Source organism: Ferdinandcohnia jepli, assembly GCF_047246645.1.
Taxonomy (GTDB): Bacteria; Bacillota; Bacilli; order Bacillales; family Bacillaceae_L; genus Ferdinandcohnia.
In genome coordinates, this window is the sequence record NZ_JBFOKR010000012.1 from 1 (window position 1) to 26,827 (window position 26,827).

The following is a 26,827-nucleotide window of genomic DNA, read 5'->3' on the forward strand; positions in this document are numbered from 1 at the left end:
ACCGAACACGGAAGTTAAGCTCTTCAGCGCCGATGGTAGTTGGGGCATTGCCCCTGTGAGAGTAGGACGTCGCTAGGCACGAGAGAAAGACCAGCTGATAAATTGCTGGTCTTTTTTTTGTTGGTATAAAACCGTAAGGTTTTGAAAGACATAACTTTTGTCGAAATTGCTAAAATGCATAAATTTTGATTAAAATACACAAATTCGATTTAACGTGCATAATCCAAAATAATATCCACAAATCTCAATTAACATGCATAAGCGGTTATCGAGGGGGTCAAATCCTCATCCATTGTCTAAACAATTAAAGAGGAAGTTACAGAACTCCTTCGATATAGGAGATAAAATGACCTATTTTAATAATAATAAGGAGTGAAAAGATAACTTTTCCTCAAGTTTAATTTTACTGATTTCCTCTCGAAAATTTACGGAGGTTCACCAAGTTTTACTAGATACCTAACGAAAACCTGCTAAAAACCATAAATCTCGTTTAAAAACCGTATTTTCAAAATATAAATCGTAAATTCAAATTAAAAACCGTATTTCCAAAATAAAAACCGTAAATCCGAATTAAAAATCATAAGTACCAATCCGCTGATCTCAAATTTAAAATTAACCTTATCAATCTAACTAAAATACCTAAAAAGCGTCTAAATATATTTGTAACAAGCCCAAAATGCTCAAAAATTTTCCTCACAACCCTGATTTTCCTGCTATCTGAGTCTATTTCTTCATATAGTCTCTACTTCGGATATCAAAATACACCTTCTATTCATAACACACCACGAGCCGCACAATAAAGAGGTAGGGATCTGCACAATTAATATAGGGGAGGAGTAGATGCATTTAAATCTCAACAAAATCCTTCACAAAACTCTATAGTAAAACTCCTTCACAACACTTCATTTTCCCATAAAAAATAGTAGGATACTCAAAACAATTCAGACCAGCTAATATAGCTGGTCTGATAATTTAATCCTACATATTGTTAAATCAACACCTTCCCAACTTCTAAAGGAGATAATGCACGTGAACAATCAACAAATACAAATGCATTATACCGGTCAGACATGACAGAAGGCACATAGTTTCCGTATTGTTCGTACTGAGGATTATAAACTACACCAATAGCCCGATGTCCAATTGTATCCGAAAATAAATGCTTATTTTCCTCAGTAAATACAAGAATTTTATCATGAGCACCAGCTTGATGCATGACATCTTCCCAGCTTCCAGGAACACCAGGAGGAACAGTCATTTTTTCAAAGTTTACACCCCATTCATCAGCTGCAATAACAGTACCTCTATTAGTACCAAATCCTACTATGTATAGTTCCTCATTACCCAGTTTTTCTCGAAGTATCTGGCCAACATTTACAATACTTTCTTTCACCATGTCAGTTGCTCTGGCGTCTCCAACATGAGTGTTATGTTCCCATATAATCCCTTTAGCTTGATGATTAAAATAGGAATCAATTTTGGTAAGAACCTCAACCATATGACGATCTCGAATATTCCAAGACTCATTATCATTTGTAATCATTGTTCGATAATAATTTTCTGCATTAGCTGTAATAAGTGAATTTACTTCAAGGTTTAAACTGCTTTCTTCTGAATCAGTAAACTGATGTTTTTTTATTGATAATTCTGTTAGAAGTTTACTTACTTCCTCGTGGCAACCCTCGTTGTAAAATGAAGCAGATAGGGCGTATTTTTCTGCATCTCGATTAAATGGATCGAAACAAGCAAAAGCTTTTCGAGCTGTTTCAAGGTCCGGAGAGTTCCTTTTTTCTAGATATTTAATTATTTCATCCATTGATTCCCACAGACTATAGATATCTATTCCATAAAATCCAACTTTTTTATCGTATGGTTGTTTTACATTATATCTCTTTAGCCATTCTACCAATTCAATAATTTCTTCATTTGCCCACATCCAGGTCGGCCAGCGATTAAACGATTTTAATACATCTCTTGCAGTAGCATACTTGTTTGAATACCCCTTAATATATTGGTTAACTACCTGACATGCCGGCCAATCACCTTCAACAGCAATAAAGCTAAATCCTTTTTCAACTATCAATTTCTTTGTTAACTCAGTACGTATTTCGTAGAATTCAGAAGTGCCGTGTGAGGATTCTCCTAGTAAAACGTATTTGTGATTTTGTACTTCCTGTATTAACGTATTTAAATCTTCTTTTCCATTCATCGGTATGGAATAATCCTTAATGGCTTGAACCAGTGTTTTCGTCATTTGAAATCCCTCAATTTTTATATTCTGCATTATACGAATTTTCTCCAGAGTGTACGGAAAGCAGGGTGTCAGCGTATCCAACAAGTCTGTTCACTATTTCATCTGCTAGAGCGTACACAAGAGGATGGAGATCAGTTCTATGTAGAGCTGGATCATCAAAAATAATTGTAGTATTAATAAAAATTTCTTTTGTATCAAAAAGGTTATAATGAATTATCGCTTTTCCTGCAGCGCCACCAGTAAGAGGATCAACATAATTTGGTAGAAAGATATACCATTCCTCTGCAGAAGGGGAACGAAAGTTTTTTGTAAAACTCATACCACTTAGTTCATTTTCAATTTGCCTTTTCATTTTCTCATCAATTACATCAATTATCTTATTATCCATTAGAGTAACCTGCCATCAGTCTGCAGGATTTGCTTGTACTGCGATTTCGTAAGCATCTAGAACCATGTCTCTTTCATGATTATCATACAGACCTACTAAAAACTGACCTTCATCTGAATTTTCCACTTCCATTACAAATGTATCTTCCGCATTCTGTTCGGACCGCAATAATGCATATGTTTTTTCTTTCATATCAAATAGCGCTTCAACAGAAAATTGTTTTTCGTCGCCATTTTCATCCTTCACCACGATTTTATCTCTATAAATTTCATTGTCCATTTAAATACCCCCAATTTTGTTTTGTATATTTTCTCCTAATTACACCTTCTACTAACAGAAAAAGACCTACCAATTGTTGGTAGGTCAGATAGAAAACTAATACATACTTGGTGGTACCATTCCATTTGCCAAGACGGCAGGTAATGTATTGTGAATATATGGAGGAGCAGGGCACAAGCTTGGTTTTTTAGCTAATGGTTGGGGATTATCTACGTATTGGAATACACCTTCGCCATCAATACTTGGTCCATTAGCCCATCTACCAGATGCACTTTCATTTCCTCTAGAGAAATTAAATAATACATGTGAAACTTCACGTTTTTCTAGTTCACGAGGGAAACTACTTGGAACAACAACGTTTTCTTTAGACTCAAGCTCATAAATAGCTGCCAACCATTGATTTTGGTGCATAGTGTCTCTGGCAATCAACCAGGAAAGCATATCTTTTACACCGCGGTCTGTTGTGGATTCATATAGACGAGTAACCTGTAAACGTCCTTGAGATTCTGCATTTAAGTTAGCTCGGAAATCAGCTAGAAGATTACCACTTGCAATAATATAATCTGCAGTCCAACGATTTCCAACGCTATCCGCTGGCATTGCTCCAAGACCAGACACAATGGCATGTTGTGGATTCATTCCACCTAATATTGCTCCAATAACTGGATCCTTCGCTGCAACTTCAAGATCACCAACCGGTGCCCCATCCAATAATCTGGCTATCATAGTTGCAAGCATTTCAATATGCGCTAGTTCCTCAGCACCAGTATCCATTAATAAGTCTTTATACTTTCCATCTGCACCACGAACATTCCACCCCTGGAACAGGTACTGTAAAGCAACAGAGATTTCGCCGAATTGACCTCCTAATACTTCTTGAAGTTGTTTAGCAAAAAGTGCATCCGGGCGGTCAGGTTTTGCACGATATTGTAATTCTTTTATATGGTAGAACAACGCTCATCAACCTTTCTTATTGGTTTCTCCATAAGAGTCATAGGTATCTATAACGATTTCCTATGTCTATAGGCTATGAATGGGTAGGCAAATAGGTGAGTATCTAATATAAAATGGGTATTAAACTAGTCTAATAATATGGAAAGTAAGGAAGAATATAGCAAGTATGTGAATAAAGCTATTTTTTAAAATAAACAAAAAATACTTAGAGTTACGAAATATGGTTCAATTATTATACAAATTTATAAACGCTTTCATATTTTTACAGGTGATATACTAAAGTTGTAAGAAAGAGGAAAGGGTGACAACGATGATCTTATGTGAATGGAAGGATTTTTCAACAGATACTGACACCTATACCAGAAAAATGTTTGAACAAATTGTTAATGATGAGTTTGAAGCAATGATGATTGAAGACGCAGGACCCATTCCAACGTATATTTGGACAACAAATTATGTGTGTGTTCTTAAAAGGAACAGTAGAATGTATAATGACATCTCAATCACAAAGATCTTACGAAACCCGGTATGTTAGTTTCTTTTTTTTAGACAATCATGCTCAATACTTCACAAACTTTAACCGAAGAAGATCAATTTAATAGGAGGAATCTAAAATGGCTGTAATTGAAAAAGAATTACAAAAAACTCATGATTCGCATGCAATGATTGAAAAATTAGTCAGTCAGGCAAGAAAGGCACAAAATGATTTCTTTAAGTTTGAACAAGAGCAAATCGACATGATTGTAAAGGAAATGGCACTTGCGGGTCTTGATCAGCATATGGAATTAGCTAAATTAGCAATTGAAGAAACAAAGCGTGGTGTATATGAAGATAAGATTATCAAAAACATCTTTTCTACCGAATATATATATCACAACATTAAGTACGATAAAACAGTAGGAGTTATCTCAGAAAATCCATACGAAGGAATAGTTGAAGTCGCTGAACCCGTTGGGATTATTGCAGGTGTGACACCAGTTACTAATCCAACTTCTACAACAATGTTCAAAGCCCTTATTTCTATAAAAACTAGAAATCCAATTATTTTTGCTTTTCACCCTTCTGCGCAGAAATGTAGTAGTGCTGCTGCAAAAGTTTTACGGGATGCCGCAGTTGCTGCAGGTGCTCCAAAGAACTGTATCCAATGGATTGAAAATCCTTCCGTTGAAGCTACACAGCTATTAATGAATCATCCTGATATTGCCCTCGTACTTGCAACAGGAGGAGCAGGCATGGTCAAGTCAGCTTATAGTACGGGTAAACCTGCACTAGGTGTAGGGCCTGGAAACGTTCCTTGTTTTATTGAAAAGTCTGCAACTGTTAAAAGAGCTGTAAATGACCTAATTTTATCAAAGACGTTTGATAATGGAATGATTTGCGCATCTGAGCAGGCTGTTATTATAGAAGAAGATATTTATGATGAAGTTAAACAAGAAATGATGGACAATAATTGTTACTTCCTACATGAAGAAGAAGTTAAAAAGTTAGAGAGAATTGTCATTAATGAGCATTCTTGCGCTGTTAATGCGGACATTGTTGGTAAGCCAGCTCATGTAATAGCTAGAATGGCAGATATATCAGTTCCAGAGGAAACAAAAATTTTGATAGCAGAGTTAAGAGGTGTAGGACCTGAATTTCCACTTTCCAGAGAAAAGCTTAGTCCTGTATTAGCCTGTTATAAAGTTAAAAATGCTCACGAAGGTATTAAAATCGCTGAGGAAATGCTTGAATTCGGAGGCTTAGGTCACTCTGCAGTCATTCACTCGAATAACCAACAGGTTATTGATCGCTTTGCAAAAAGAATGAAAGCAGGTAGGATCATAGTGAATTCTCCATCCTCACAAGGAGCTATAGGTGATATATATAATGCTTATATGCCATCTCTGACACTTGGTTGCGGTTCATACGGACATAATTCAGTATCTACAAACGTTGGGGCAACTCATTTGTTAAATGTTAAAAAAGTAGCAAAAAGAAATGTTAATATGCAATGGTTTAAAGTTCCACCAAAGATCTTCTTTGAAAAAAATGCAACTCAATACTTAGCGAAAATGCCTAATATTTCAAGAGCATTTATTGTTACAGATCCTGATATGGTTAAACTTGGTTATGTAGATAAAGTGCTTTATTACTTACGAAAACGTCCTGACTATGTACATTGCGAAATTTTTTCTGAGGTTGAACCAGATCCTTCAATCGAAACGGTCATGAAGGGCGCAGAAATGATGCAGCAATTTGAGCCTGATGTGATTATTGCTTTAGGTGGAGGATCTCCAATGGATGCTGCCAAAGGAATGTGGCTTTATTATGAGCATCCTGATACAGATTTTAAAGGATTAAAACAGAAATTCTTAGACATTCGTAAGCGTGTATTTAAGTATCCACATTTAGGACGTATGGCACAATTTGTTGCGATTCCAACCACATCTGGAACAGGCTCTGAGGTTACATCATTTTCAGTCATTACCGATAAAAAGAACAGTATTAAATATCCATTAGCAGATTATGAGTTAACACCAGATGTTGCAATTGTGGATCCACAATATGTAACGACTGTGCCAAAGAATGTAACTGCAGATACAGGTATGGACGTTTTAACACATGCGATTGAATCATATGTATCTAATATGGCGAATGATTATACCGACGGTTTAGCAATGAAGGCAATACAATTAGTGTTTGAATATCTACCAATTGCGTACCACGATGGAAGCAATGAGTTGGCACGCGAAAAAATGCATAATGCCTCTACAATTGCCGGGATGGCATTCGCAAATGCATTTTTAGGTATTAACCATAGCCTTGCTCATAAAATTGGAGCAGAGTTCCACATTGCACATGGTCGCGCAAATACAATCTTATTACCACATGTTATAAAATACAATGCAACAAAACCGACCAAATTTTCAGCTTTCCCTAAATATGAATACTATATTGCGGACAAACGATATGCAGAAATTGCAAAAGCTCTTGGACTTCCAGCGAGTAGTACAGAGGAAGGCGTAGATAGTTTAATTAAAGCGATTATACAGTTGGCAAGAGAATTAGATATTCCAATGTCTATTATGGACTGTGGTATCTCTCAAAAAGAATTTGATAGAAAAGTAGATATGCTTGCAGAACGAGCCTTCGAAGATCAATGTACAACAGCTAATCCACGGTTACCGCTTGTAACTGAATTAGCAGAAATATACCGTCAAGCTTATGTAGGAGTATAATCTTTATAAACTAGGAATTTGTACAATTAATTGATTTATTGAAAAGTATATGGTACTCTATAATAAATCAAATTAAACTATTTTACTAGTTACTATATGGATTACTCTTATATAAGGGGAGTAGCTTTTACAGCAAAGTCGTCATTACGGAGGTTTCCTCTCGGCTTTGTTGGCAACTACATTGTTGTTAGCAAGACCTTACCATAATTTGGTATAGGTCTTTTTTGTTTATCTGGCCTATATCCACATGTGATATAGGCTTTTTCTATATCCAATTGATAAAGGAAAGGGTGCAAACAGGATGAACATATTCACAACTACCAATTTACCGGCATTTATAAAAAAAGAACTTGAGCAACTACAGGAAAAAATTGGACCATTAATGGCGAAAACCTCCAAATATATGTTTTGGTCATTCCCATTAATTACGATATCCCTTGTAAACCTTATATTTTTATTATTTTTCACTCCATTCACGAATGAATCTTGGCCAAGTGTCATCATTTACGCGACATTAGGTGCAATAGGTTTTGCATTATCAAAAGAGACAAAGTTTAAGAAAAAAGAAATCGAGACCATTTCCTCTGAATATATCATCAATAGAATTAAGAAAAGTGATGTGATTTCAGAAGGGCGTCAAGAAGATTATATTGTTAAGCTTCAAAACCAGCCTAAACTTGCATTACACCATTTTATCGAATTTTTAAATGAGGAAAAAAGAAAAGAAAATAGAGGTATTTATTCTTAAAGAGGAGTCGTTGTTCTTGCAAAGTGGAATAAAAAACAGTCCTATTACAAAAGCAGTAAGTGAGGAACCAAAACCCAAAAGTACAAAGAAGAAATCAATACAACAAATTCTAGCAAAGCTACAAAAACAAGGTGTTAATGCAACACTTTGTAAAAGGAGTAAGCTTGTTTTAGGATCGTAGCTTATTACACCTGAACCCTAAACTGTTGGGGCTCAGGTGTTTTTTTATTCTTATATATAAAACTTTAGTCAAAAATAGAAATGGCAAGTTTCGCGAATATAGCAAGTTCAAGCTTTTCGAGTGTGCTACAATAGTCATCCCTGATATTAGCATCTTCCACATTTTTCTCGTTTATCAGGTTATACACCACTCGCCAATCCGTATACCAGTCTCCTTGCTCTGCTTCCTCATGTATTTTATTTTTCCAAACATGCTCAAGGCGTGGACTATAAATTCTTTTAGAGCCAAGTGTTAAACTACAATCCCTCACTCTTGGTTTTACAAGTTTACCAGGGACAGCTTCATTTAGATCATGGAAAATTGCTGGCCAATAATCCTTTCTTGAAGCTGTATGTGGTGTTTTGTTTGCCCATTCTATAATCAAGTTACGTTTCTTGTCATCATTAAATATGTGAGAATACAGTCTTTTTCCTAAATTAATTCTGTTTTGTACACTCTCAAAATGATTGACTGTTTCACCGATTAGATGAACGTGTCCATCGTGTACATAGGGAAAGAGAATATGATTAAGGTCCAGTATTTCCTGTAGTTTGAATTCAACTGTCTCAAACACCTTCTTTTTATAGGCAGGATTCGTAAGTACTCGGTCTTCAATATATTGTTGTTCATTACAGATTTGTGCTGCTACTAGAGTATACGGATCTTTTTCTGACCAATAATAATTCCACATCACTTCCATAAACCTCGATACATTTAAAAACGGTAAAAGTGGAAATAAGTTTTTGTTTTGTTTTTTACTAGCTTCATACAGTAGTAACTGAGGAAACGCATCTTGAAATATGAGCCAATTTCCTCTTTCGATGAAAGAGAAAAAACCTTCTGCTTCTGTTTCGCTTAAAAGATAGGGTAATTGTCCGCCTTTTAAATCCGTCATATTCCAACCCGCGTTCCTTGATACCATATGTGCGAGGAATGCCCAGTAAATCTCAGGATTACGATTGTAGAAGTCGAGGTATGCATTTGTTCTGGTTATATTATTAAGGTTTAATAGTTGAGTAGTTTCTTGAATTTTATGAACCAGTTTAGATTCGTCAGATGATAATTGTTTTTGTGGACCTTTCTTGCTTATTAATTCTTTTTTAACCTTTTTTAGTGAAGAAGGCAGGGGAGTTACTTTGTGTTTTTGTAAGAAGTTACACAAGAATTATTACCTCCTAGTCTTATTTGAGAGGAGTTAAATAAGTTAGTGTATTTATTTTATTGAGGAAGAAGGGAAGGCGTGCTTGTATTAGACCGTATTGTAAAAGGCAGTAGATTTCTTATAATCCACTGCCCAATAAGTTTAACCTTTTTTAATTTTAGAGGGGTTATTGATTTTGAATGCAACGGCTTCTTCAATGATAAATTCTTCATCAATATCTTTGCCTTTAGCCAATTTCTTTTTCACGATTTTTCCATCAAATTCAAGTTCTTCACCTGGTGTCAATTCAAGCTTTTTCAATGTTTTCGAATGCGAGCACCAAGCTAGTCCTATTTCAATCGGGTTATCTCCCTGGATAGCAACCTTTTCTAGAACGACAACTTCATCATTTTCTTCATTAAAGTGGTTCCAGGTAAGCGCAAATTGTTTTACAGTAGCAGTAAAATGAACCTTATCTTCAGGAAGTTCAATTTTAGGTACTTTTTCCTTTTTAGGCTTTTTCTCTTTTTCCTCGGTTTTAGCCTTATCAACTACAGGCTCTGCAACAGTTTCGGTGGATCGCTCTTCTTCAGTATTTGTTTTTTCTGCTTTTTTAGGTTTAATAGAAGGTTCCACAGACGTATCCGATATAGCTGATTTACCAAAGCTCGGTGATTGCATTTCTTTTAAGTAGGCAGGGTGAATACAACTTAAATTGCCATCTTGAAACTCAATTACAAGTGTATTATGAGAGTTGTCTTTCCCATACACAAGATAGCCTTTTATTGTAACGAGACGCTGGTGTGTCCGATCTTTGTACCAAAATTCTTTTTTAACTTCCTTGGTAGTGGAAAGACCCCATTCTCTAACCTTTTCTTCATATTGAGCTTCATCTTCAAAAGTTTCAAAATCACCTTTGGGTGGTAAGTATTGTGTTTGACCTAGGTCTTCTATGTGAGGAAGGGTAACTGCCATCGTTAAACATCCTTTCATTTTTTACAAATTTATGTAGTTCCTATAGAATAAACTAAAGACACTTATAAATCATATGATATATTTCTTTTGTACATATTAAAAGGGTTTAATTAAGAAAAGCGCAAGCGCCTAAATAAGGAACATCGTCTAAAATCCGCCACTTCCTGTGGCGAACGTCGATGTCAGCACATCCTGTGCAAGTCCGACAAGCGCTGGCCGGCTAAAGTTGCCACGTCCTGTGGCATCGCCGGCACTAGCACGTCCTGTGCGTCGGAGACCTGACGAGGAGGCTCGAAAAAAAGCAAAGCTTTTTTCCTGCGAAGTTTATACTCACGAAGCCTTCCTTAGTGTTGCCGCCTCAGGAGGGTTGAAGCGACATCTCGCTGCTTAAAGCAAAGCTTTGCGCAAGATAGTCGCAGAAGCATATTCATAGTTGAAAACTGGCTATGCGCTGGAGCTAGACATAGAAAGCTTTATGTAGGAATATATTCTTTTACGGTTAACAAAACTAATTTATTAAGTGTCATTTTAAGAGAGGAGCTGTTCATATGACAACCACATATAAATCAAGAACGGAAGTACCAGAACAGGAAAAATGGAACTTATCTGACTTGTATTCTGATGTAAGCAAATGGGAAGAAGATTACAAACTCATTGAAAAAATGGGAGAGGATCTCAAAAAGTTCGACGGGAATATTCATGATGGACACTCATTATGTGAATATTTAACATTAAGTGAAAAGCTATCATTTCATTTTAATAAGCTGTTTGCTTATGCAATGTTAAAAGTAGACGAGGACACACGTGTAACTGAATCACAAGCATATTTAGATCGAGCTAAACAATTAAGTGTAAAAGTAAGCTCGGCAAATTCATTCTTTATGCCATTTTTACTAAGCTTGGAAGCAACAACATTAAAGAAGTATATTGACGAAGAAGCAGGTCTTCAATACTTCGCGAAGGAACTTTATGAGTCGTTTCGCTATAAGACACATGTGCTAACAAAGGATGAAGAAGCGATACTTTCTCAATTGGGAGAAGCCTTATCTGCACCAAGTAATACATATGGAATGATCAATAACGCTGATATTAAGTTTGGTACAGTTACAAAGGAAAACGGGGAGAAAGTTGAGCTAACAAGAGGGATGTATGCGAAATTAATTGAAGATGAAGACCGCGAAAAGCGAAGAGAGGCATACAAAGCATACTATGAGCCATATGTTCATCTGAAAAATTCAATTGCATCTACACTCTCTGCTGCAATAAAAAACAATGTAACGTTATCTAAGCTTCGTCATTATCCTTCTGCTTTGGAAAAGGCCTTGTTCGGTGACAACGTGCCAAAAGAGGTATATGAAAACTTAATTGAAACTACGAAGAAAAACATAGGTGCGATGCACAAGTACACAAGTATTCGTAAAGAGAAGTTGGGTCTCGAAGAGTTGCGACAATATGATCTAAGTGTTCCGCTTGTAAGTGGAGCGAAAAAGGATATGTCCTTTGAAGAAGCGTATGAAACGATGTGCAAAGCGTTAGCACCACTCGGGGAAGAATACATCAACACTTTACAGGACTTTAAGCGCAATCGTTATTTTGATGTTAGAGAAACTCCAGGTAAGCGTTCTGGCGCATACAATCTAGGAGTTTATGGAGTTCACCCATTCATTTTACTGAATCACCAGGATGATTTGGACAGTTTATTTACATTGGTACATGAGTGTGGGCATGGAGTACACAGCAAATTAAGCTCAGAGCACCAACCACAAATTACAGCCCGCTACAGTATCTTCGTAGCTGAAGTAGCATCAACAGTAAATGAAGTTTTATTAATCAATTACCTATTAAACAATGAGAAAAACGAAGAGGTTCGCAAATTCCTTATTAACCATTTCATTGATAAATTCAAAGGAACATTTTTTACACAAGTTATGTTTGCTGAATTTGAGAAAAAGACACATGAAATGGCTGAAAAAGGGATGCCGTTAAACGTAGAATCCTTCAGTCAAACATATGAAGCATTATTTAGAGAATATAATGGAGACGATATTGTCTTTGATGATGAAGTTAAGTATGGCTGGGCACGTATTCCACATTTCTATCGTCCATTTTATGTATACAAATATGCTACTGGATTTGCATCTGCCATCCATATTGCAACAAAGCTATTAGAAGGAGATCAGGCGACACTTGATTCCTATCTAGAATTTTTAAAGAGTGGAAGCTCTGATTATCCACTTGAATTGTTGAAGAAAACCGGAGTAGATCTAACCACTCCATATCCAATTGAAAATTCTCTCAAACGCTTTTATGAGCTTGTAGAAGAGTTTTCGAAGCTGTAAAAACAGAAAAAACTCACCTGATGGTGAGTTTTTTCTGTTTTTTAGGTTTGGCATTGATAAAATTATGTAGAATTCTCCTCGATAATGGTGGTTATGATTTTTAAATTGAAAATACGGTTTTTAATTTGAATTTACGATTTTTAATTTGAAAATACGGTTTTTAATTTAAATTTATGGTTTTTAGCAACTTCCCCCGAGCGTCAAATAGTGGTATCATTCCTTCGGCCTCACCATTTCCTCTGGCTTCACGTATTCATCAAACTGCTCCTCTGTAAGAATACCCAAATCCAAGGCTGCTTCTCTAAGAGAAATTTCGCTTTTATGAGCATGCTTTGCAATCTTCGCTGCTTTTTCATAGCCAATATGAGGGTTAAGTGCAGTTACGAGCATAAGCGACTCGTTTAGGTATTTTTTGATGACTTTTTCATTTGCCTGAATGCCAGTAACACAATTAACAGTAAAGGAGTTAATTGAATCTGCAAGTAACCTGACTGATTGAAGAAAGTTATAAATGATAACTGGTTTAAATACATTTAGTTCAAAATTCCCTTGGCTTGCAGCAAACCCGATTGTCGTATCGTTTCCCATGACTTGTACAGCAACCATAGTAAGCGCCTCACTTTGAGTTGGATTAACCTTGCCGGGCATGATTGAGCTTCCAGGTTCATTTTCGGGTATGGTAATTTCTCCAATTCCGCAGCGGGGACCACTTGCTAGCCAGCGGACATCATTTGCTATCTTCATTAAATCAGCTGCTAGCGCCTTTAACGCTCCGTGTGCATAGACCATTTCATCGTGACTTGTAAGTGCGTGAAACTTATTTTCGGATGAATGAAAAGGGCAGCCAGTGTAGGCAGAAATTTCTTTTGAGACTAATTCGCTGAATTTCGGATGAGCGTTGATTCCGGTACCTACTGCAGTTCCTCCAATTGCCAATGCATACAACTTTTCAAGCGATTCTAGTATCATTTGTTTTGAGAGCCTTACCATGTGTACCCAACCACTAATTTCTTGACCCAGAGTTAATGGTGTAGCGTCTTGAAGATGAGTTCTTCCGATTTTTACAAGATGATCGAATTCTTTTTGTTTAGATTCAAGCGTTTTTTGTAAATTAGCGATAGGTGGGAGGAGGGTTTCCTTAATTGCTTTGACCCCGGCAATATGCATTGCAGTTGGGAAGGTATCGTTCGAACTTTGGCTCATATTTACATCGTCATTTGGATGAACTCTTTCTTGGATACCATTCTTTCCTAACCATTCATTAGCACGGTTCGCTATAACTTCATTGACATTCATATTACTTTGCGTCCCGCTTCCTGTTTGCCAAACTACAAGAGGGAAATGTTCAGAAAGCTTACCTGAAAGAATCTCATCACAAGCAAAGATGATCGCGTTCAATTTATGACTGGAAAGCTTACCTAATTTCTCATTCACAATTGCAGCACTTCGTTTTAAGATAGCAAACGATAGGATAATCTCCTCAGGCATTTTTTCAAGTCCTATTCGAAAATTATCTCTGCTCCTTTGAGTCTGTGCACCCCAATAGGCATCTGCAGGAACTTTGACTTCACCCATAGTATCTTTTTCAATTCGATAATCCATATTGATCACCTCATACGTTTTTTCTTTCCTATTATAAAGTACCATTAATTACCTATTGTGTGAAACTACTACTTTAAGGTCATGTTTACACATCATACTTCTTGTCTATTATTTTTATAGATACTATAATTATATTTTACGAATTGGAGGTGTGCAGTTTGAGAAGAGAAGAGGATTTCTTTACGAGGAAAAGAGCAGAGCTGGGTGTAACCTTAAATGACGTTCAAAAGAAAGCTGTGCTGCATACACAAGGACCATTGCTTCTATTGGCCTCTCCAGGTTCAGGAAAGACCACCACAACTATTATGCGAATCGGTTATTTGATAGAAGAGATAGGGACTCAACCATCTCGCATAAAGGCAGTTACCTTCAGTCGGGCATCTGCTGGAGATATGAAAGAAAGGTTTGCTCGATTTTTTCCAAACCACTCGACAGATTCTGTAGACTTTTCAACGATTCATAGTTTAGCTTTCGAGGTAGTAAGAGAGTATTTTTATAAAAAAGGTATTTCTTATCAATTAATTGAAGGAAATATAGAAGCCGGCAACCAGGCACCACATAAGAAAATCCTCCTTCGAAACATTTACAAGTCCATCAATGGTGAAAATATAACAGAAGATCAACTAGAGGAGCTAACTACCTTTATTAGCTTTATAAAAAATAAGTTAATACCTAGTGATAAATGGGCAACTGTAGCCTGTGATGTTCCTTCTGTTGAATTGATTGTACAAGAATATGAGAATGTAAAAAACTCTAATTCTTCAAACTTATTGCTAGATTATGATGATATGCTAACCATTGCAAATGAGGCGTTCTCAAATGATGCTTATTTACTAAAAAAGTACCAGAAACGGTATGATTATATTCTCACCGATGAAAGTCAGGATACCTCACTAGTACAGCATGCTATTATTGAAAAGCTAGTAGAAGAGCACAATAATTTATACGTTGTCGCTGACGATGATCAATCCATTTATTCGTGGCGTGGTGCTGAACCACAGTACTTAATTGATTTTAAAAAGGTATACCCTGAGGCAGTAATCCTTAAAATGGAACAAAACTACCGTTCATCAAAGGACATTGTTGATGTTGCGAATCGGTTTATCAAACGAAATAAAGAGCGTTATGATAAGAATATGTTTACTGAAAACCCACAACATAAACCTATTACGATTAATGCATTAAAGGATTATCGGGACCAGGCAAAATATATTGTTGAGGAAGTATCGGGCTTAGAAAATTTGAGTGACGTTGCTATTTTATATAGAAATAACTCTTCCTCGATACTGTTAATGAATGAACTAGATCGAAATCATGTTCCTTTTTATATGAAGGACTCTGACAATCGTTTCTTTTCTCACTGGGTCGTCAAGGATGTCCTGAATTTCATGAGAATGTCATTCACTGATAAAAGGTTCGATATCTTTGAGAAAATATACAGCAAATGTGGTTTATTTATATCGAAAGAACAACTTTACCAACTAACCAGATTTCCATCTTCACAATCTGTATTTGACCGACTCCTAGCAAACAAAAATCTAAAAGAGTATCAAGTAAAACAGATTCTAGATGTTAAGGATACCTTCCAGAAAATGAAGGGTGTAGCCCCGCTGCATGCTATTAAAATGATTCGTGTTCAACTTGGCTATGATAAAACTATTAAAGAGATGTGTAAAAGACTTGGCTTTAAAGAGGATTATTTACTTGGTATCCTTCAAACTTTGGAAGAAATAGCAGATTCACTTGAAACGATGGAGCAGTTTGCAAGCCGTCTGAATCATCTAGAATCATTGGTGAAATCCTCGAAATTTAATAAAAATAAAAACAGCGTGACTTTTTCAACGTTTCATAGTTCAAAGGGGCTCGAATTCAAAAAGGTGTACATGATTGATTTAATCGAAGGGGTGATTCCTTCACATGATGATATTAAACAGTATAGAGATGGAAATCACAAACTACTAGAAGAAGCAGTACGCTTGTTCTACGTGGGAATGACACGTGCAGAACAAGAGCTGGAGTTGTTGTACTATAAAAGCCAATATGGAAAAGATGTGAGGCAATCACAATTCGTGACAAATGTCCAAAACATTCTCACTCCGCCAACTAAGATTCAACAAGATAAACCAATAAAAATGGGTCGAAAAGAAAAAAGCATTGTCCCATATAACCCAAATGCAATTAAAAAGGCAGAAGAGTTGAAAACAGGTTTCGCTATAAAACATCGTGTATTTGGTCATGGTGAGATTATTGAAATGATTGAAGATCGAATCAAAATTCAATTTCAAAAAGAGAGCAAAACTCTATTAATTGATACTTGCTTGGAATTGGGTTTATTAGAGATAGCAGACGAAGTAAATATTTAGTGTAGTTAAACTACTGTTTTTTCGTCTGTTTCTCTTACACAACGAGAGAAGGAAAGATCTTCTCTCGTTTTTCTTATCTATCATTGTCTGTAGTATCGGTTTTACCTTCTGAATCTACAAGTGGTTCGGTTTGGCTTTTCTCGACATCAACCAAATCTTTTTCGAGCTTTTTAATTCTTCTCTGAAGTGAGTATTGACGAAATATACCGAACATCCCAACAACCAATCCTCCTAATAATGCAGAACCAAAAATAATAAGAATAAGCGGGATCTCTGTATAACCGAACACATAGTTAACCCGAACAGAATCTACATTTACAACAGCAAAAATAGCTACAATTAGTGCAAATAAAAGTCCTAAAATTAAATTCCATTGTGCTTTCATTCTCTACCACCCCTTTTAATACATGTACTACATATGTTAGCCTACCCATTTTAAAGGGTAGCAACTACATACTATTCTCTTTACCCAAGCTCCTTCACTCGCAAACCAGAAAAGTACTATTATATAATAGATTTTGTAGACAATTAATGGAGTTGAATTACGAAAATGAGTAAGGTATTCCCCAAGTTTTATGACATAGCCATGAAACCATTAGAAGTAGGAAGATTCAAGCAGATACGAAAATCTTTACTACAGAAAGCGAAGGGAAGAGTAATCGAGATTGGTTCTGGGACAGGTGTAAACTTTCCGCTATATCGTAATGTTGAGAGTGTAACGGCTATCGAACCAAGCCAATATATGATTGAACTTTCTAAATCTAATAAAGAACTTGCTTCTGTCCCAATTGAAATTGTCCAAGCTAGTGCTGAAACACTACCATTCGGAGATCATACATATGATACAGTTGTTGCTACCCTGGTTTTTTGTACAATTCCGAACGTAAGAAAAGCATTACATGAAATAAAACGGTTGTGTAAACCAAACGGTAAAATCCTTCTTTTTGAGCATGTGAAAATGAATAATCCCATTCTTGCAAAACTACAGGACTTGTTAACCCCAGCCTGGAGTAAAATTTGTGATGGTTGTTGTTTGAATCGTGAAACAGTAAACGTACTTCAACAGGAAGGCTTTCAGATTACAAATATAACTTCTTTTTATAAAGGATTGTTTGTTGTCATCGAAATTGAAAATACTAAATAAAAAGAGAAGAGGTAAATTCTTGGTTAGAGAAATTATTTTAAATGATTATGTACTTAAAGTCACTTCTTATCAAAAAACAAACGAAAATGGAAAGCTAAAAATCTCTGTTGATTTTAAAGTAACAAGTGAAGATTATCATGATGTTACAACTTTACTATACAAAGGTAAATTTACGCTGAATGTTCCAGACGAAGACTTAACCTGTAAAGTGAAAATTGATCAGTATTTTACTTCGGTAACGAATTTATATGAAAAAGGACAATCAGGGGACTTCTCATTAATTTTGCTTGAAGTAACAGAATAGAAGGGAGTTGGCTAGTGTGAAATTAAGTATATTAGATCAAGTTCCCATTTCTTCTATGCAAACACCTCAAGATGCTTTATTTGAATCAGTGAAACTCGCCCAAGCAGGAGAAAAACTTGGATACAATAGATACTGGATAGCAGAGCATCACGATTTGTCTGGACTTGCCTGTTCTGCACCTGAAGTAATGTTGGGGTTACTTGGTACACACACCAAAACTATCCGAATTGGCTCCGGTGCTGTTTTGTTACCACATTATAAGCCTTATAAAGTGGCTGAGATTTACAATATGCTGGCGACTCTTTTTCCAAACCGAATCGATCTTGGAATCGGAAGGGCCCCGGGCGGTTCTGCAGAGGTAACGAATGCATTATCCGATAACTTTCTCCAAAATGTTTGGAAAATGCCAAAATCAGTTGAGGAACTACTTCATTTTATATATAACGATTTTCCATCTGACCATGAATTTGCAAAAATTTCAGCTGCACCTGTTCCAAATACTCCACCGAAACCTTGGCTGTTAGGAACGAGCAAAAAGAGTGCTAAGTTGGCAGCTGAAATGGGTATGGCATATACGTTTGGACTATTCATGAGTGATAGTGATGGAAAAAATATAATCAGGCAGTACCGAGATAATTTTTCACCGCGTAAACAAGGAGACAAACCTGAAGTAATTGTAACTGTATCAGCGATATGCTCTGATACTACAGAAAACGCCGAAGACATTGCCTTAAGTTCGTTTGTGTGGGGACTTCAAAAGGAAAAAGGGATTGGCACTAACGGACTTCCCACAATAGAAAAGGCTAAAGAGTACATAACGAATGAAAAAGTAAATGACGCTTTTGAAAAAATGAAAAAAAAGGCAATCATAGGAGATCCTAAATTAGTAATAAGTAGGCTTGAAGAATTAAAAGAAACCTATCAAGCTGACGAATTGATGATTGTGACTATCACACATTCTCCCGAAGATCGTATTCGTTCCTATGAATTAATTGCAAAGGAAGCCCTATGCAAAAATCCCCTCTCAAAAAATTGAGAGGGGATAACTTAGTAAAAGAATATATAATTTTCAACTTAGTTTTTGGTGTCCAGCTCCAGCGCCTAGCCCCTCGAGGTCGCTTCACCCCTCCTGCGGCGGCAACACTAAGGAATGCTTCGTGAGGTTAATCCTCGCAGGAAAAAAGCTTTGCTTTTTTTCGAGCCTCCTCGTCAGGGTTCCAGCGCTTGTCGGACTTGCACAGGATGTGCTGACATCGACGTTCGCCACAGGACGTGGCGGCTGTTTAGTCGATGTTCCTATTTCCTAGACGCTTACGCTTTTCTTATGTTTCCACTGACAAATCAGCTTTTTTCTTCGCTTTTAGGAACTTCACAACATTAATAACAACTGTTTTTACGACGGCATATGTAGGAATCGCCAGCACCATACCTAATACTCCAGCAAGATTACCTGCTGCTAGTAAAAGAATGATAATTGTTGCAGGATGTGTGTCCAAGCTTTTTCCTAAGATAAGAGGGGAAAGAACATTTCCTTCTATCTGCTGTGCTGCCAAGATAACAATGATAACTAACAATGCTTTTGTTGGTGAATCAAATAAAGCTACGATAACTGCAGGAGCACCTCCAAGGATTGGTCCTACGTATGGGATAATGTTCGTTACTGCCACGATTAAAGCCATTACAAGAGCAAAGGGGAGATCAATTATTAAATACCCGATAAAAGCTAATGTACCAACTGCAAGGGCAACCGTTACTTGACCTTGTATATAGGCAGATAGAGTCTCACCGGTTTCTTTTAAAATATTTAAGCCTTCCTGTCTATATGCTGAAGGAAGAAATTTAGAAATGGCATTCGGAAAACGATGTCCATCCTTAAACATATAAAATAGTAGAAATGGAACAGTAACTAAAATGACTGCAATATCTGCGATTACACCAATAAATTGAGACAACCCACCTGTGATTCGGTTAGGTATTGTGTTCGCAAATTCAATGAGTCGTTGTTCAATCGTTTCTAGAAGTTCATTTTGCTCATTCTGAATCCATTTGAATTCAGATGATTGTGCAACATCCTCAAAGAATTCTAATGTTTGGTTTGCATATCCTGGAAGTGCATTCCCTAAAGCGGTAAATTGCTTAGTAATTGTCGGAACCAAATTCCCAAATGCCAACACAATTAAACCAAAAAATACGACGTATATGATTAGTATTCCAAGTACCCTTGGGACCTTACGACGTTGTAAGAAGTTTACAACCGGGTTCAATAGGAAGTACAAAAACCCCGTAATTAAAATAGGAAAAAAGATTGTTGAGAAAAACACACCAATTGGTGCAAATAAAAACGTAATTTTTGTTGAGACAAAGACAATTGTTAAAATTAATAGGATTTGGATTAGCCAATATTGAAATTTTTTCTTCGACAAATGCATGTACCTTCTTTTCTAGTAATATTACAAAAAGTATATCAATTCACAATAAATAATACAATTACTACCTTATAAATCCTACTAATTTACATTTCATATGTCTTAACGTAGATTTCATCTGTAAATTCTTCCGGCTTCCCATCAAATATGATTTCACCATTTTTTAAAGCAAGAATTCTAGTAGCGTATTGTTTAGCTAATGCGACATCGTGTAGGTTCATAATTGAAAGTAAGTGATAACGATGATGCAATTCATCCAAAAGAGTAAAAATGCGACTGGCAGTCCCAGGGTCTAAACTCGCCACAGGTTCATCTCCTAAAAACACGCGAGGTTTTTGAAGAAGTGCCCGAGCAATTCCAACTCTTTGCTTTTGTCCGCCGCTTAACTTTTCGACTCTCCTATTTTGATAATCCGATAAACCAACAACTGAAAGTACATTTTGGGCTTCCAGAATTTCATCCTTTGAAAACCAGCCTACTAGATTCTTGAAAGAACTCCGATAACCAAACATCCCGGTTAATACATTTTGCATAACAGTTAACCGGGGAATTAGATTAAAATGTTGAAAAATCATTCCCATTTCTCTTCTTACTTTTCTGAGATCTTCATTACTTTTAGTAGACAATGCTTCGCCATTCCAAAAGACTTCTCCACTTGTTGGTATTTGCAGGCCATTTAGGCATCTGATTAGTGTCGATTTACCAGCGCCACTTTTACCTAAAACACAAATAAATTCACCCTCGGTTAATGTAAGATTTATAGAAGAAAGAGCGTTATGTTTGGCTTCTGGGAAGTATACAGATACATTCTTTAATTCAATCATAAAAGGACACTCCATTACATTACTTTGTTCCGTACATAACTACCTAATGTATCAACGATGATAACAATGACCATTATTAACAATACATCAAGAGAAACCGACGAATATTGAAAGCTTTTAAAATCATTAAAAAGACGCTGCCCAATTCCACCTCCGCCAATAAATCCGAGGATAAGGGAAGTTCGGATTGCGACTTCAAAACGATAAAAGTACTGAGATAATACATTCGGCCAGATTTGCGGAATGATGCTAAAGAGGGACGCAAACCAACTTTTTGCTCCTACCGCATTCATCGCTTCCTGAGGACCCGGGTCAGATGCTTCGATGAGTTCAGATATTAATTTACCAAGAACTCCAATATTATGTAACATGATAGCCAGTACTGCCGGGAAGGGACCAAGTCCTAGTGCTGTCAATAAAATTAACCCAAATACAATTTCCGGTACTGATCGAACAAAGCTTAATACCATTCTAGAAAAATGATAGATAAAAGGGGAGGGAGAAGTATTTCGAGCAGCAATAAAACTTAAAGGTATTCCTATTACCAAACCGAAAATACTTCCTAGAAAAGCCATTGCCAATGTTTCAGCACTATCTAAAAGCATATAACGTAGTGAGGAAACATCCATCGGAAACCACTGTGAAAGAAAATCAATCATATTCCGAAAATCTTTAAACTTTGAAAGATCAAATTGAGTGAGTTTCATACTATAATATATAGCGATACCTAACAAAAGCAGGATAGGTATGGTTCTGCGTTTAAACCACAAGATAATCAGCTCTATTCCGTAATTATTCCTTGTTTTATAGCCGCCTGTCTAATACTTTCATAGTCTTCATTAGATGCCTTTGTAAATCCACTTGCACCAAATGCTGCTAAAATACTTTCGTCCTTAATTGCTAAAAAGATATCCTGTAATCGTTCGATGGTTTCGTTATCAGTATCCTTATGAACAGCCCAAGGATACTGAAATAACTTTTCAGACTGCCAAATAGTTTTGAATTGCGAGCCATCAATTTTTTTCGTATCTACAAGTTGGTTATAGATTGCACTATCAATAGCACCAGCATCTACCTGTTTATTTTGAACTGCTAAAGCAGTTGCATCATGCGAACCTGTGAATCGTACAGATTTAAACTTATGTTCATCTTCAGACTGGAAGACACCTCGATCATTTAATTCAATTGAGGGAATAAGTGATCCTGAAGTAGAATTGATATCTCCAAACGCAAAATCAATATCATTTGCATTTACAGTTAGGTCCTCAATTGAGTTAAGCGGACTATCCTTATGAGTGATTATATACGAATGGTAAAAAGGTTCACCATTTATTAATTGAGTAATAATTGCTTTTGCGCCACTTTTCTCATGTGCCACCACGTATGTTAATGGACCAAAATAGGCCATATCAATCTTGTCGTAGTTCATCGCTTCCACAACACCGTTATAATCAGGATAAACTTCAACCGAAACATCTCGATTAAGTTTTTCAGTTAAAAGTGTCTGTAACTTATCCATTGCCGTTTCCATTTCTCCGACTGTTTGAACAGGTATTACACCAATTGTAAACGGATCTGAATTTTCACCTTTAGACTCATTTTTATCGTTCTCACTACATGCACCTAGCATTAATATAAAAACAATTGAAATTGCTATTACCACATATTTTTTCAAGTCATACACCTCTAATTATGTAATTTCTATACTATTGTTATATCCAAACAACGTAAAAAGGACTCTCATCCGAGTCCTTTTTAGACAACCTTGATTTTTCCAAGTGAATCACTAGTAACTTCACCAATGATAGAAGCAGAGACATTTTTCGTACGAAGCTCATCAAGTAGAGATTGTGCTTCTGACTCTGGTACTGAGAGGAGAAGTCCTCCAGAAGTGATTGCATCACAAAGAATCAATTGATCAATTTCATCAATGGTATCAGCATACTCCACACGATTTGAAAGCCAAGAGTGATTTTTCTTCGTTCCTCCAGGAATGACTTTTTGCTCAGCTAGTTCTCTAGTTCGTGGCAATATTGGTATATCCTTAAAGTTAATTGTCACTCCAACATTACTGCCTTCAGCCATTTCCATTGCATGACCTAGCAGGCCAAAGCCGGTTATGTCTGTACAAGCATGGACATTATAAGGTTCCATCACTTCCGCAGCAGCTTTATTGAGAGTTGCCATCACTTCGGTAACTGTTGCAATATCATTTTCTTCTAACAAGTCTCGTTTAATAGCAGTAGTTAGTATCCCTACACCAATCGGTTTTGTTAAAATAAGGCGGTCACCCGGTTTTGCGCCGGCATTGGCACGAATCTTTTGTGGATGAACAGTACCTGTGACAGACAAGCCGAACTTCGGCTCCTTGTCATCAATTGAATGCCCACCAACTAATGAAGCACCAGATTCTTTTACTTTTTCAGCAGCACCTGCCAAAATCTCTGCAAGAATACTTTTATCTAATGTATTAATAGGAAATGCTACTATATTCATAACCGTAATTGGCTTTCCACCCATTGCATACACATCACTTAAAGCGTTAGCAGCAGCAATTTGACCAAACATATATGGATCGTCAACAATAGGAGTGAAAAAGTCTAGTGTTTGAACAAGTGCAAGATCTTCCGTTATCTTGTATACACCTGCATCATCAGGCGTATCTAGACCTACAAGCAAATTAGGATTGGGTACAGCTTTCGGTATATGACACAGAACCTGTGCCAGGTCCTCAGGACCAATTTTGCATCCTCAGCCAGCTTTGGTGGAAAGGGAAGTTAATTTGATGATTTCTTCCTTTTTAGACATCACATTCACTCCTTTATATGCACAAAAGTATTTTTATATTGGCGGGACTGTGTGGGAATCGAACCCACCGAAGACGACACGCGCCTCCCTCAGGGTTTTGAAGACCCAGGGGGACACCAGCACCCCAGCCAGCCCCATAAGAAAAGCGCAAGCGCCTAGGAAATAGGAACATCGACTAAACAGCCGCCACGTCCTGTGGCGAACGTCGATGTCAGCACATCCTGTGCAAGTCCGACAAGCGCTGGCCGGCTAATGTCGCCACATCCTGTGGCAACGCCGGCACTAGCACGTCCTGTGCGTCGGAACCCTGACGAGGAGGCTCGAAAAAAAGCAGAGCTTTTTTCCTGCGAGGATTAACCTCACGAAGCATTCCTTAGTGTTGCCGCCGCAGGAGGGGGGAAGCGACCTCGAGGGGCTAGGCGCTGGAGCTAGACATTATAAACTAGGTTGGAATTCTTAGACAACCAACCATTTCATTATATACAGGAGTTGCTTTTTATAGCAAATAGAATACATTTGCAAATGATAAACACCGTACTAGATTTATTGAGTACTCAAAGCTTGAACTTATTACATGCTAACTAGTAAAGTAGAAAGTAGTTTAGATAAAATGAGAGGAGGTCGTAAAATGACTTCATCCTTTTATACAATTGGTATGGCTGGACATATTGATCATGGAAAGACTTCGTTAACCAAAGCACTTACTGGTGTGGATACAGATCGGTTGAAAGAAGAAAAGGAACGGCAAATTTCCATTGAACCTGGATATGCTCCACTTGATCTACCAATTGATAGTGAAGTTTCAATTGTTGACGTACCTGGACATGAGAGGTTTATACGTCAAATGATTGCTGGTGTAGCAGGCATTGACCTTGTGCTCCTAATAATTGCAGGTGATGAAGGTGTAATGCCCCAAACGAAGGAACATCTTCAAATTTTAGAGTTTCTAGGTATTACAAACTTACTAGCGGTAATTACGAAAATTGATAAAGTAGAAAATGAATTAGTAGAACTCGTTACTGAAGATGTAAAAGAACTTCTAAATGGAACCGTTTTTCGAGGGTCAGATATTCATTGTGTGGATAGTCTAACTGGAAAAGGCATTTCTAATTTGAAAGACGCAATTGCCAAAAAGGTAATGACTATTAGTCAGCGTAAGGCAACAAATACCTTCCGTTTACCTATCGACCAGAGCTTTACACTTCAAGGGCACGGTACAGTTGTAAGAGGTACTATTTTTGAGGGGAAGGTATCGACAAACAGTACGTTAACTCTACTTCCACAAGGAGAGAGAGTAAAAGTAAGACAAATACAAGTACATAATAAGAAAGTAGATGAAGCCCAGGCGGGGCAAAGGGCTGCACTCAATATAACCGGTGTACCGAAGGACAATATTCATCGAGGAAATGTCTTGGTTAATTCTAATCAATATATTGTTACAAAAACAGTTGATATTGCATTACAATTGGTTGATGTTCTTAGCATTCCTTTAAAACAACGGGCACCCATAAAGCTTTATGTAGGTACAGCTGAAGCCCTTGGAAAAATTGTTTTTTTCGACCGTAATGAGTTAAAAGACACAGCAGATGAAGTGCTTTGTCAAATTCGTCTAGAGGAAGAAATCGTTGTAAAACGAGGAGACAGATTTATTGTAAGACGGCCAACTCCAGTAGAAACGATTGGTGGCGGATGGATTATCCAACCCCAAGCAGGAAAATATCGATTTGGTGAAGAAACTATTACTATGCTCAAAAAGCAAAAAGAGAGCTCACCCAAGGAAATGATTTATGGCTTGATTGAAGCTTACAAATTAGTTACCATCCAACAGCTTACCCAGCTTTCATCATTAACTGAAGTGGAGATAAAACCAATCCTTGCTGACGGTGCTGCAACGAAAGAGCTGATTGAAGTATCTTCATCTACCTGGACTTCAACCATTGTCATGAAAGAACTCGAAGATGATATTTTCAACCAGTTAAATGAGTATCACAACATGTACCCTATGCGAATAGGTATAAGTAAAGCCGAGCTGCTGCAAGTGGTAAGTACAAGCTTTTCTAAATTATTAATTGAGTACGCTCTGAACCAACTACTAGAGGCTGAGAAAGTTCAAAAGCTTGATCAGTATATAAGTAACAATCTCTTCAAACCGTCTCTTCCTAAAAAAACTGAAAAGATCATGTTGAAGATTATTTCAGAACTAAAGCAAGATGCTTTATGTCCTGCTAAATGGGAAGATTATAGTAAAGGAACTTCACTTTCGTTTGAAGAAAGAAGCGAATTAAAAACCTTTTTACTAAAAACAGGGCGAGCATACCAGTTAACTGATGACACCATTTTGTATCATCAAGCCTTAGAGGATTCTATAAAAGTATTGAAGAAAAATACAGAAGAGAGCTTTAGTCTTAAAGAAGCTAAAGAAACATTAGGTGTTTCGCGAAAATACCTTGTACCGTTTTTAGAATTGCTAGATGAGATGGGTATAACTGAGCGTATGGATTCAAATCGAGCATGGAAGAGCTAAAACAGGAGGTTACAAACATGAACTATAAAGTATCAATTGAATTTTGCATGCAGTGAAACTACGCACCAAAAGCCGCAGGTCTTGCGGAACAATTATTAACACATTTCAGATCAAAAATTTCTAACTTTATCCTCACACCTAGTTCAGGTGGAGTATTTGAAGTAACAGTAAACGGAGAAAATGTATTCTCCAAAAAAGAAATAGGTAGATTTCCAACTGCTGATGAAATCATTAGTAAAATGGAACAACAATAAGAATTTCATGGATGCCTTATCTCAAATAGGGCATCTTTTATTTTCGCTTATAACGGACATAC

General features: G+C 36.8%; 23 protein-coding genes, 1 tRNA gene, 1 rRNA gene and 1 pseudogene. 12 read left to right on the plus strand and 14 right to left on the minus strand.

What is annotated here, in order from left to right; translation table 11 throughout:
* Positions 1-78: ribosomal RNA gene (gene rrf, locus AB3M96_RS23655) — 5S ribosomal RNA — on the plus strand; the annotation flags it as partial.
* A 910-nt stretch (positions 79-988) separates the two neighbouring features.
* Here the strand turns inward: rrf and AB3M96_RS13695 are convergent.
* The 4 genes from AB3M96_RS13695 to AB3M96_RS13710 form a co-directional block, all read right to left on the minus strand.
* Positions 989-2,254: an erythromycin esterase family protein gene (locus AB3M96_RS13695; RefSeq protein ID WP_412968188.1), complete on the minus strand. Its 1,266-nt coding sequence runs from the start codon at positions 2,252-2,254 to the stop codon at positions 989-991.
* 10 nt (positions 2,255-2,264) lie between these two features.
* Positions 2,265-2,642, minus strand: a complete 378-nt coding sequence (locus AB3M96_RS13700; RefSeq protein ID WP_412968189.1) for a hypothetical protein — start codon at positions 2,640-2,642, stop codon at positions 2,265-2,267.
* 15 nt (positions 2,643-2,657) lie between these two features.
* Positions 2,658-2,921 (minus strand): DUF1292 domain-containing protein, encoded by a 264-nt coding sequence (locus tag AB3M96_RS13705; protein ID WP_412968190.1) that lies wholly within the window; start codon positions 2,919-2,921, stop codon positions 2,658-2,660.
* Between the two features lie 96 nt (positions 2,922-3,017).
* Positions 3,018-3,875 (minus strand): manganese catalase, encoded by an 858-nt coding sequence (locus tag AB3M96_RS13710; protein WP_412968191.1) that lies wholly within the window; start codon positions 3,873-3,875, stop codon positions 3,018-3,020.
* A 310-nt stretch (positions 3,876-4,185) separates the two neighbouring features.
* Between AB3M96_RS13710 and AB3M96_RS13715 the strand changes: the two genes are divergently transcribed.
* The 4 genes from AB3M96_RS13715 (at position 4,186) to AB3M96_RS13730 (ending at position 8,022) form a co-directional block, all read left to right on the plus strand.
* Entirely contained in the window at positions 4,186-4,410 is a 225-nt protein-coding gene (locus AB3M96_RS13715; RefSeq protein WP_412968192.1) for a hypothetical protein, read from the plus strand.
* A gap of 79 nt (positions 4,411-4,489) precedes the next feature.
* The gene (gene adhE, locus AB3M96_RS13720; RefSeq protein ID WP_412968193.1) at positions 4,490-7,093 is read left to right on the plus strand and encodes a bifunctional acetaldehyde-CoA/alcohol dehydrogenase; all 2,604 of its coding nucleotides are present in this window, start codon (positions 4,490-4,492) and stop codon (positions 7,091-7,093) included.
* Positions 7,094-7,394: 301 nt separating this feature from the next.
* Positions 7,395-7,841: a DUF5392 family protein gene (locus AB3M96_RS13725; RefSeq protein ID WP_412968194.1), complete on the plus strand. Its 447-nt coding sequence runs from the start codon at positions 7,395-7,397 to the stop codon at positions 7,839-7,841.
* Positions 7,842-7,857: 16 nt separating this feature from the next.
* A complete protein-coding gene (locus tag AB3M96_RS13730) occupies positions 7,858-8,022 on the plus strand; it encodes a hypothetical protein (protein WP_412968195.1) in 165 nt (54 codons plus the stop codon).
* Between the two features lie 64 nt (positions 8,023-8,086).
* Here the strand turns inward: AB3M96_RS13730 and AB3M96_RS13735 are convergent, their stop codons facing one another.
* Both AB3M96_RS13735 and AB3M96_RS13740 read right to left on the minus strand, forming a co-directional pair.
* On the minus strand, positions 8,087-9,223 hold the full coding sequence (locus AB3M96_RS13735) for a DUF2515 family protein (protein ID WP_412968196.1): 1,137 nt from the start codon (positions 9,221-9,223) through the stop codon (positions 8,087-8,089).
* 141 nt (positions 9,224-9,364) lie between these two features.
* On the minus strand, positions 9,365-10,177 hold the full coding sequence (locus tag AB3M96_RS13740; protein ID WP_412968197.1) for a hypothetical protein: 813 nt from the start codon (positions 10,175-10,177) through the stop codon (positions 9,365-9,367).
* A 548-nt stretch (positions 10,178-10,725) separates the two neighbouring features.
* Here AB3M96_RS13740 and pepF point away from each other — a divergent pair.
* Entirely contained in the window at positions 10,726-12,516 is a 1,791-nt protein-coding gene (gene pepF, locus AB3M96_RS13745) for an oligoendopeptidase F (RefSeq protein ID WP_412968198.1), read from the plus strand.
* A 213-nt stretch (positions 12,517-12,729) separates the two neighbouring features.
* Here the strand turns inward: pepF and fumC are convergent, their stop codons facing one another.
* Complete coding sequence (fumC, locus tag AB3M96_RS13750) at positions 12,730-14,118, minus strand: class II fumarate hydratase (protein WP_412968199.1); 1,389 nt, start codon at positions 14,116-14,118, stop codon at positions 12,730-12,732.
* 158 nt (positions 14,119-14,276) lie between these two features.
* On the opposite strand from fumC, the gene AB3M96_RS13755 reads away from it, so the two are divergent.
* On the plus strand, positions 14,277-16,481 hold the full coding sequence (locus AB3M96_RS13755) for an ATP-dependent helicase (protein ID WP_412968200.1): 2,205 nt from the start codon (positions 14,277-14,279) through the stop codon (positions 16,479-16,481).
* 73 nt (positions 16,482-16,554) lie between these two features.
* Here AB3M96_RS13755 and AB3M96_RS13760 read toward each other — a convergent pair whose 3' ends face one another.
* Positions 16,555-16,866, minus strand: coding sequence for a LapA family protein (locus AB3M96_RS13760; RefSeq protein WP_412968201.1), 312 nt, complete (start codon positions 16,864-16,866; stop codon positions 16,555-16,557).
* Between the two features lie 165 nt (positions 16,867-17,031).
* Between AB3M96_RS13760 and AB3M96_RS13765 the strand changes: the two genes are divergently transcribed.
* From AB3M96_RS13765 to AB3M96_RS13775, 3 genes are read left to right on the plus strand one after another with little or no spacing between them, the layout of a single operon-like run.
* Positions 17,032-17,625 (plus strand): class I SAM-dependent methyltransferase, encoded by a 594-nt coding sequence (locus AB3M96_RS13765; protein WP_412968202.1) that lies wholly within the window; start codon positions 17,032-17,034, stop codon positions 17,623-17,625.
* A gap of 19 nt (positions 17,626-17,644) precedes the next feature.
* Positions 17,645-17,929 (plus strand): DUF3219 family protein, encoded by a 285-nt coding sequence (locus AB3M96_RS13770; protein ID WP_412968203.1) that lies wholly within the window; start codon positions 17,645-17,647, stop codon positions 17,927-17,929.
* A gap of 16 nt (positions 17,930-17,945) precedes the next feature.
* Positions 17,946-18,965, plus strand: coding sequence for an LLM class flavin-dependent oxidoreductase (locus tag AB3M96_RS13775; RefSeq protein ID WP_412968204.1), 1,020 nt, complete (start codon positions 17,946-17,948; stop codon positions 18,963-18,965).
* A gap of 286 nt (positions 18,966-19,251) precedes the next feature.
* Here the strand turns inward: AB3M96_RS13775 and AB3M96_RS13780 are convergent, their stop codons facing one another.
* The 6 genes from AB3M96_RS13780 to AB3M96_RS13805 form a co-directional block, all read right to left on the minus strand.
* Positions 19,252-20,352 carry an AI-2E family transporter gene (locus AB3M96_RS13780; protein WP_412968205.1) on the minus strand — a complete coding sequence of 367 codons (1,101 nt, stop codon included), beginning with the start codon at positions 20,350-20,352 and terminating at the stop codon, positions 19,252-19,254.
* 89 nt (positions 20,353-20,441) lie between these two features.
* Positions 20,442-21,179, minus strand: a complete 738-nt coding sequence (gene phnC, locus AB3M96_RS13785; RefSeq protein WP_412968206.1) for a phosphonate ABC transporter ATP-binding protein — start codon at positions 21,177-21,179, stop codon at positions 20,442-20,444.
* 14 nt (positions 21,180-21,193) lie between these two features.
* The gene (phnE, locus tag AB3M96_RS13790; RefSeq protein WP_412968339.1) at positions 21,194-21,928 is read right to left on the minus strand and encodes a phosphonate ABC transporter, permease protein PhnE; all 735 of its coding nucleotides are present in this window, start codon (positions 21,926-21,928) and stop codon (positions 21,194-21,196) included.
* A 32-nt stretch (positions 21,929-21,960) separates the two neighbouring features.
* Entirely contained in the window at positions 21,961-22,854 is an 894-nt protein-coding gene (gene phnD, locus AB3M96_RS13795) for a phosphate/phosphite/phosphonate ABC transporter substrate-binding protein (RefSeq protein WP_412968207.1), read from the minus strand.
* Between the two features lie 80 nt (positions 22,855-22,934).
* Positions 22,935-23,987, minus strand: coding sequence for a selenide, water dikinase SelD (gene selD / locus AB3M96_RS13800; protein ID WP_412968208.1), 1,053 nt, complete (start codon positions 23,985-23,987; stop codon positions 22,935-22,937).
* A gap of 39 nt (positions 23,988-24,026) precedes the next feature.
* Positions 24,027-24,123, minus strand: a tRNA-Sec gene (locus AB3M96_RS13805).
* Between the two features lie 492 nt (positions 24,124-24,615).
* Here AB3M96_RS13805 and selB point away from each other — a divergent pair.
* Both selB and AB3M96_RS13815 read left to right on the plus strand, forming a co-directional pair.
* Complete coding sequence (selB, locus tag AB3M96_RS13810) at positions 24,616-26,511, plus strand: selenocysteine-specific translation elongation factor (RefSeq protein ID WP_412968209.1); 1,896 nt, start codon at positions 24,616-24,618, stop codon at positions 26,509-26,511.
* A 68-nt stretch (positions 26,512-26,579) separates the two neighbouring features.
* Positions 26,580-26,765, plus strand: a pseudogene (locus tag AB3M96_RS13815) (Rdx family protein); the annotation flags it as partial.
* Between the last annotated feature and the right edge of the window lie 62 nt (positions 26,766-26,827).